4 protein-coding genes are annotated in these 8,785 nt (G+C 51.3%); all 4 read right to left on the bottom strand.

All coding sequences use genetic code 11. The annotated features are described in order from the left end of the window. Nucleotides 1-35: 35 nt before the first annotated feature. A complete protein-coding gene (locus ACUTVW_RS26200; protein WP_445648411.1) occupies nt 36-1,769 on the bottom strand; it encodes an ABC transporter ATP-binding protein in 1,734 nt (577 codons plus the stop codon). Then, nucleotides 1,766-3,592 carry an ABC transporter ATP-binding protein gene (locus tag ACUTVW_RS26195; protein WP_445648410.1) on the bottom strand — a complete coding sequence of 609 codons (1,827 nt, stop codon included), beginning with the start codon at nt 3,590-3,592 and terminating at the stop codon, nt 1,766-1,768. Before ACUTVW_RS26195 ends, ACUTVW_RS26200 begins: the two co-directional genes overlap by 4 nt. Then, on the bottom strand, nt 3,582-6,890 hold the full coding sequence (locus ACUTVW_RS26190; RefSeq protein WP_445648409.1) for a non-ribosomal peptide synthetase: 3,309 nt from the start codon (nt 6,888-6,890) through the stop codon (nt 3,582-3,584). Before ACUTVW_RS26190 ends, ACUTVW_RS26195 begins: the two co-directional genes overlap by 11 nt. A 153-nt stretch (nt 6,891-7,043) precedes the next feature. Continuing rightward, nucleotides 7,044-8,785: condensation domain-containing protein (locus ACUTVW_RS26185; protein WP_445648408.1), on the bottom strand; the 1,742-nt coding region annotated here is incomplete at its 5' end.

Below are 8,785 nucleotides of genomic sequence, written 5' to 3'. Positions count from 1 at the left end.
ACACACTCCCGTTTTAGAGATTGTTTGTAGATAAGCTAACCGTAAAGCCGAGCATAATAACCCCCGAGCGCCAGCAAATCCTGATGGCGACCCCGTTCGACGACCGTCCCTTGATTCATTACACTAATTAAATCTGCATGTTCCACCGTGCTGAGACGGTGAGCAATCAGAATCGTGGTGCGCCCCTTCATCAAAACGTTCAGAGCCTGTTGTACCCAATGCTGGGATTCGTTATCCAGTGCGGAAGTCGCTTCGTCCAGCAGCAAAATTGGGGCATTTTTGAGAATCGCCCGGGCGATTGCAATGCGCTGCCTTTGTCCGCCCGATAATGAGGCTCCCCTCTCTCCCACCGGCGTTTTATATTGTTCGGGAAGTTCCTGAATAAAATGATGAGCATATGCCGCTTTGGCTGCTTCGACCACTTCTTCTTCCGATGCGTCCGAGTTACCGTAGCGGATGTTTTCCTCAATCGTGCCGGTAAACAAAAACGGTTCCTGCGGAACGTATGCAATCTGCCTGCGGATTTCATCCAGCGTGTAATGACCGAATGGTTTGCCTTGAAGCAGAATTTCACCGCTGTCCACAGGATAAAAGCCGAGTAACAGCTTGATCAGCGTACTTTTGCCGCTGCCGCTGGCTCCCACGATCGCAACAACCTGACCGGGAAACACTTGCATGGACATGTTTACAAGCACCTTTTTATCCGCCTGATAGGAAAATTCCACATCGCAAAATTCCACTGCAGCCTCAGACACAAGTTCGCTGTTAGGAGATCCCAGACGCTCCGGTTCCTCTTCCTCCCTTAACACCTCTTGAATCCGGTGAGCACCCGCGAGTGAATTTTGGGTCATCGACAGAACCGTCCCCAAGTTCAATAAGGCATGCGTCAGATTCACTTGCAGAACCGCCAGGGCAGCGACGCTTCCCATGCCCATCATTCCGTAGGCATACAGGAGACTGCCGATGACGATAATGCCGCAGAACGTAACATAGCTGATAAAATGGTTTACCGCTGCCTGCATGCCGTTCTTCTTAGCCGTTTGTCGAAGCGTCTGTGCCATTTGTTCGTTCAACGTCTCGTACTGGCTGTAGATCGTGCGGATGCGGAACAGCTTCACCATTTGAATGCCGCCCATAAAATCTTTGAATTTTTCGGTCATTTTACCGAGTGTTTGCAAACCTTGTTCGGACAAGATGCGAATATCCCGCGCAAATTTCAGGCTGACCACGGAGGATAACAGCAGTATGACGAAGGATACGCCAGCAAACCGCCAATCAATCAACACCATTGAGGCAATCGAGCCAATGCAAAAGACAACTTGAAGCAGCAACACAAAATAAACCTGCGAGAATGTAAATTCAACGGTCGTTACGTCGTTGTTCACTCGCGACAGCAAGTCCCCATGGTGCGTCTGCTCCAGAAATCTCGGCCGCACCCGGCATAACTTGTCATACAGACGCCCGCGGATATTCAGTACCGTCAGTTCGACACTACGCTGGTACAAGTAAATGAACCAGGGAGAAATTATATTTTCCAGGAACAACGCCGCACCTAAAATAATAAAAGCATTCACCATCAGAGACGTATCACGGGATACGGCAAAATCAACCAAGTTATGTACGACCAGACTGAAGGCGATCAGGAACAATGTCTGGGTGAGCGCCGTTACAGCAAGGCCTGTGGCGTACTGCGTTTTTTGCTTGCGATTCATAAATGTTAACAAGTAGCCGAGTTCTTTCACTTGCGAGAGTCGTCCGCTTTTTCTCATATGTACGCCACCTCCCTGCGTTCGGCAGACTCGGTAAATTCCTGGTAGTACGACTGGGCATACAGTCCCTTCATCTCCAGTAATTGTTCATGAGTACCCTTTTCCACAAGTTTTCCTTGTTCCATGACCCAAATCTCGTCTGCACTTTGTACCGTAGACAGCCGGTGGGCAATAACCATCGTCGTTCTTTGCTTCATCAATACACCCAGCGCTTCCTGAACCGCACTTTCCGACTCCGGATCAAGAGCCGATGTTGGCTCGTCCAGCAGCAGAATGGGAGCATTCTTCAGAAAAGCCCTAGCCATGGCGATCCGCTGGCGCTGACCGCCAGATAAGAAACCTCCACGCTCTCCGACATACGTCTGATATCCGCCGGGAAGCTGCATAATGAAAGAATGTGCCTGGGCAACTTTGGCGGCTTCAATGATCTCGTCCATCGACGCTTCTTCCCGCCCATAGCCGATGTTTTCGGCGACCGTGCCGCTAAACAAATAGGAATCCTGAGTGACTACGGAAAAATGTGACCGAAGCTGCTCCGGATCGACTCCTTCGATCAGGCTGCCAAAAACGCGGATCTCGCCTTGATTCTCCGGAAGCGGATAAAAACCGCATACCAGTTTAAATACCGTGCTCTTTCCTCCACCGCTCGCTCCAACAAGCGCAATCGTTTTTCCTTCCGGCACGGAGAAGCTAACATTCCGCAGGATCGGCGAGTTTTCCTCGTACCCAAAGGTTACGTTCTGAAATTCGATAGGTGCTGCACTTGTTCTCGGAAGGGAACGGCCATTTTCCGTTTCGGTCGGCTGCTCTATGATGTCCGAGACCCTTCTCAGGGCACCAGTCATTTCGAACGTGCGCGTGATGAGCTCGGGAATATGCTCCAGCGGCTCCAGACACAAATTCAGTAAGTACAGGAAGGCAACCAGCTCTCCCGCACCAAGCTGCCCTTGATAGATCAAATAGCTTCCGTAACTGACAGCGAAAATGATGGGACTGATCATCAGCGTTGAAAGCAGCGGGTTGACCCAGGCTTCACGCTTTTTCACGGCCAGCTTTTTTTGAGCCGTCAATTGCAGCAACACTTGGTACGAGCGGGATAACATGCCGGATAACAGATAGCTTTTTACAATTGGCATCCCCCCAAGCGTATCCTGGAGGTTGACGTTCATTCGGCCCATGTTGGTCTGAGCTTCCTCCGTTAATCGTTCCAGCTGTTTGCCGATCCATTGGGAAACAAACAGTGCTAAAGGAAACAACAGCAGGCTGTACAGCATTAGCTCCCATTGGAGGTAGATCAAATAGGAGAAACAGCCGATGAACAATAGCGGATGATAGAACCACTGGGCAAGATCCCGAATCATAAACTGCTGGATAAGCTGCAGGTCATTGTTCATCCGCGACAACACGTCACCCGAGTGCTGCTTTTCCAAATAGGAGACCCGCAGTTTCCCGATATGACGCATGACATGGTTGCGGATATCCTGCACGGCAGAGGCACTGCTCCGCTCCACCCCAAAGCTCATAAAAAACTTCGCTGGCACACCGATCAAGATGACCACAAAGACGGTGTACACGATTTGCAGAACGACGGGCCCTGCTCCTTTCTCGGCTTGGGTGGTCAGCCGCTCAATCAAACTTCCCGTCCATATTTCAATAACGGCGGCGGCAATCGCGGACAAGATCCCGACGATCATCCAACCTTTGTGACGGTTTACATAGGACATCAGCCAGCGGAACGCTTTCCAGGTAGCGTAAGCGGTTTGGCGCTTGGAAGGCGTCACTGTGCCTTGTTCCAGATCAGATGACTGCCGGTCAGCTTCCATGCAATACCCCGGCCTCCGCTTCGATCTGCCGCTTGACTTGCTCTAAAATGTCCCGGATAACCACGGCAGTTTCATCTACGCGCGCGAGTTCAAGCAATTCCTCATGCGCACCTTCCAGCCGGTAATCGGCGTAAGCTTGCTTCGTTGCCCCCTGCCAGGACGGCAACTGGTGCTCCAGACGGAAAGCTTCGCTGTCCTTTGCAATCAGTTCGTAAATCCGGGCAGTGATCGTGCCGGAATTAATCAGCTGTGCTTCGTACGTCAAGGTTGCCTTGACCTTCCGATGAACCCGCTCCCGCACAAGTGGGTTGCTCATTAATTCCTTCTCTTCTTCGTCGAAATCGGCAAGCATTTCTTCAAGCTCTTGCTCCGACGTTTCAGCAGGTGTCAGCGTGTTCTTAATCCACGAGTCCACCATAAGAACATCTGTTACGGAATACCCTCGTTTCCCCATCGTCTTGGCTACCTCGAACGTCAGGTTGCCTCCAAAACAGTAACCTAGTAACACGTAAGACCCTTCCGGCTGGATACGGACAATCTCGTCCACATAATGGTTCAACATGGCATCGTAATCGGCAGTATCGTCGATAAAATCAATGCCGTAGAGCACAAACCGGCCGTCCAGCCTGCTTGCAAGCTCTCGGTACCCGATACCGAAGCCGCTGCCTGGTGGGAAGCAGAATACGTTCAAATCTCCTGTTTTATTCAGCTTAATGAAGGAATCCCCCCCTTGATCCAACCCCAGATCTCCCTCTTCCAAAGCCATGGCTTCTACAGTTATATGATGAAATTGGCGGTTCAGTGGTACTTCAATACCCGTCTCATCGTAAACGGCTTGAACGAGCCTCATCAGACTTAACGAATTGCCGCCGAGTTCAAAAAAGTTACTCTTTACGCCAACCTGCGGAACACCAAGTGTTTCCTGCCAGACGCGGGCGATCTTCATTTCAAGCAGCGTTCTCGGCGCGACATACTCCACTTCTAAATCTGTAACTTCCTCCGGCGCAGGCAGCGCTTTTCGGTCGATTTTCCCGTTTGAAGTCAAAGGCATCTGCGAAAGCTGCACGAGATGCGATGGGATCATATATCCTGGAAGCTGCTTGGCGAGCTCCTCCTTGAGTTCATGCGCCTTCAGTCTCTTTTCCGCGACATAATAAGCAACAAGCTGCTTTTGGCCGTTCGCGTCATCGCGGTCGACCACCTTGGCTTCTTGCACAGTGGTGATCTTCAGAAGCTGCGTCTCGATTTCATCCAGCTCAATCCGGTAGCCGCGGATTTTCACCTGATGGTCGATTCGGCCCAGATATTCGATGTTGCCGTCCGGCAACCATGCCGCCAAATCACCCGAGCGATACAGTTTCTCCCCCTCCGCAAACGGGGAATCGACAAACTTCTCTGCTGTCAGATCCGGGCGGTTCAGATACCCTCTCGCCAGCCCTTCCCCAGCCACATACATTTCACCTGCCACACCGATCGGCACAGGCCTGTGGTTCTCATCCAGAACATACACGCTCAGTGTTGGGATCGGCTTACCGATATTGCTTTTCGCTGCCTCTATCTCAACCCACGTAATTTCCTTATAGGTCACATGAACCGTCGTCTCGGTAATACCGTACATGTTGATTAGCTTTGTCTCGGGGTATTTCGTTTTGAAGCCCTTGAGCAGTAACGGACTCAGTGCTTCTCCTCCGAAAATAACATTGCGAATCCGCAGTTCGTACGGATGCTCTACCAACACATTACGCAGCAACTGGTAAAAGTACGTTGGCGTCTGGTTCAAAATCGTAACCTGTTCACGGCCCAGTAGTGCCAGGAACTCAGCTGGATTTTTTGCTGTGAGTGGCGGTACGATGACCAGCTTGCCTCCGTTCAGCAGCGCTCCGTACATTTCCCAGACAGAGAAATCAAAGCAGAACGAGTGGAACAGCGTCCAGGTGTCCGACGGCCCGAAGTCAAACAGGTTTTTATCGTTGAACAGGAGACGTACAACATTTTTATGCTCGATCAACGTCCCTTTCGGTCTGCCGGTCGTTCCCGACGTATAGATAACATAGGCCAAGTTGTTCGGCCCGGAAATCGGCTCCAGGTTCGAAATGTCGAGTGTGTCTTCAGAGTCTGCCTCGCTGTCATCCCAAATAAAATCATCTAATTCAATGCGTGTTCCCGCAAAGTCGGTCTTCTCATGCAAATGCTGTTGAATCAGCAGTAACGGCGCGCCTGAATCCTGGGTCATGAAGCCGATGCGCTCCTCCGGGTAATCGGGATCGACAGGTACGTAGGCTCCGCCCGCTTTGAGAATCGCCAGAATGCCAACCACCATATCAAGTGAACGTTCCGCCAAAATCGCTACCAATTGATCTGCTTGAACTCCCGTTTCCCGCAGCTTCCGCGCAAGCCGGTTGGATCTCTCGTTCAGCTCGCGGTAGGTCAGCTCGCGCTCATTCATGACGGCGGCTACATTATTTGGGTAAAGCTCCGCCTTTTCTTCGAATAGCCCATGAATCGTTTTTCCTCGATCAAACCCACTTTCGGTATCATTAAACTGATTAAGTAACTTCTCCCTCTCGTCTCGAGACAGCACATCGGCTTGTGCAAGCTCCAGATCCGGCTGAAATAAAAGCACGGACAGTAGCCCAACAAGATGGCTCGCTGCCTGTTCCATAAATGCAGGCTCGTACCGCTGCCTGTCGAAACTTATTTCCAGCTGAATGGAGTGGTTCTGACGGTCAAAGCGAAAAAAGGTATCCGTCGCCATCCGGTTAATCATCGGTTCGGGATGAATCGGAGTGAAGGATACTACCGTGTTGATGGCTGGCAGGCCGTCCCCCGTATAGTCCAGATGAAGCTGTTCCACCATTTTTCGAAAAGGCAGGTGTTGATGTTCCAGCGCTTCTCCGATGGAGGCTTTAATGCCCCCGAGCAGCGTTTTCAGTGTAGTCTGACGGTCCACGGACGTCTTGATCACCAAGATATCATGCGGGGGCGAAGTCCCATCAGGGTCTGGCTGATAAGAAGGCATGCCAACCAACACTTGATTCTGACCGGTATATTTGAACAGCAGGCTTTTCACTCCTGCCAAAACAATCATGTAGAAAGCCAAATCTGAACCACTCGCAAGGCGAATTATTCTCTCCGAAAGTTCGCTCGGCAGAGTACGACGAATCAGCCCCGGTTCAGCCGTAGCTTCACCGTCAGCAGATAATTTGGAGGATTTACTGTAGGGAAGGAAGCTCAGGCTGTCATCGGTTTCAAACTTACCGCTCCAGTACCTTTCTTCCTTTTCAAATAAAGATTTCATCTGTACCTCCCCTAAAAATGAAGTGACCACATGCCCCGGCGCAGATTCAAAAAGCTTGATTTTGAACTGCGCATTTTCGGGCTTGCATGTTGTTCCCGGTCTTCCTTGGAACGCGTACCGTTTTCGCTTGATGGCAGATGCGCGCTTGTAGCATTAAAATGCAAATTCAATTGTATCAACGGCACTTTTTGCGCTCGCCGCCGGTTTATGACATTCAATTTGGCTTAGTTCCAGTTGTGGATTCTCCACGATTTGAGACAGTACCCGCAGATAATCCTCGGTCAAGGTGCGGATCATCGATTCTTTGAACAGCTTGGTGGCGTAGAAGAAGCCCCCGCTCAGTGCCCCGTTGTTTTCATACATAAACAGTGTCAGATCAAACTTTGCTTCTTCCAATTGGTCAAGCTCATAATTCTTCAGGCTGACCCCTTCAAGTTCAACGTCTTGCTCCTCGATATTTTGCAAGTCGAAAACGGCATCGAACAACGGGAAGCGCCCCGGTTCCCGCTTCACATTCAAACGCTCCACGAGCTCTTCAAATGGATAATCCTGATTCTCGAAAGCACCCAAAGCTGTCTCCTTCACTTCTTCAAGGTAGGACAAGAACGTTTTGTTTCCCGACGGACGATTACGGAGTGCCAGCGTATTCACAAACATCCCGATGACCGGTTCCAAATCGGCATTCGTTCTTCCCGCCACCGGGGTACCCACGATCAAGTCGTCCTGCCCGCTGTATTTGGACAGCAGCACGGTATAAGCCGCAAGAAGCACCATGTAGAGCGTGCTTTCACGCTCGGCTGCCAATTGGCGCAACCGCGCAGAAAGAGAAACTTCGACATCGAAATCCAGATGCATGCCTTCGTAGTCGCGAACCGCAGACCGCTCGTAATCCATCGGCAGATCCGACGTTGGCAGCTCGCCTTCGAAGGTTTCCAGCCAGTATGCTTCCTGCTGCCCGATCCGGTCTTGATGAGCCTTCGACTGCTGCCAGACGGCGTAATCCTTGTATTGAATGCGCAGCGGCGGCAGTTCTTCCCCGGCGTATAAAAGCGAGAACTCATCCATCACAATCGCCATAGATATGCCGTCGGACACAATATGGTGCATGTCGAAAAGAAGAATGTGCATGTTTGGCCCCAGCTCAATGACCCCAGCTCTAAGCAGCGGCGGCTTGCCGAGATCAAACGGACGAACGAAGCCACGGATGATCTGCTCGATATGAGCCGCATCCTCTTGATCCGCTTGATGAGGCTCAATCACAAAATCGACCTGTGGGTAAATCCGCTGAACCGCTTCGCCCTTCACGATTTCAAAACCGGTGCGCAGCGATTCATGCCGTGTGATCAATTTCAGCAAGGCGTCTTCCAGCCGTGCTAAATCAAGCTCACCTTCTAACTGAACGAGTTCCGGCATGTTGTAAAGCTGATCCGCTCCGTCCAGCGTGTGCTGAATAAACAGCCTTTTCTGCGCCGAAGACAGAGGATAGTACTCTCTCTCTTCCGCTTGAGGGATCGCCTCATGCTCCCGCCGTTCCATCCGGGAAATCACATCGGCCATTGCCTCAATCGTGTAATGGCGGAATACGTCGCGTAGAGGGAGATTCACGTTTAGTTCCTTAAATACCTTGCCCGCCAGTGTCGTTGCTCGTAGGGAATGGCCACCGATGTCGAAGAAGTTGTCATGAATGCCTATCGCCTTCTCAATCCCCAGTACCTCCTGCCAAATCGCCGCCAGCTTCGTTTCCAGCTCATTGCGCGGTGCGACATACTCCACTCCGCTCCCTGCTTCCCCTTCCGGTGCTGGCAGTGATTTCCGGTCAATCTTACCGTTCGGTGTCAGGGGCAGGTGATCCAGCTCCACAAAATACGACGGGATCATGTATCCTGGCAACTCCT

This window comes from Paenibacillus sp. TSA_86.1, assembly GCF_052691815.1.
The sequence above is the reverse complement of the archived record's forward strand: the minus strand, read 5'-3'. Positions and strand labels throughout refer to the sequence as shown.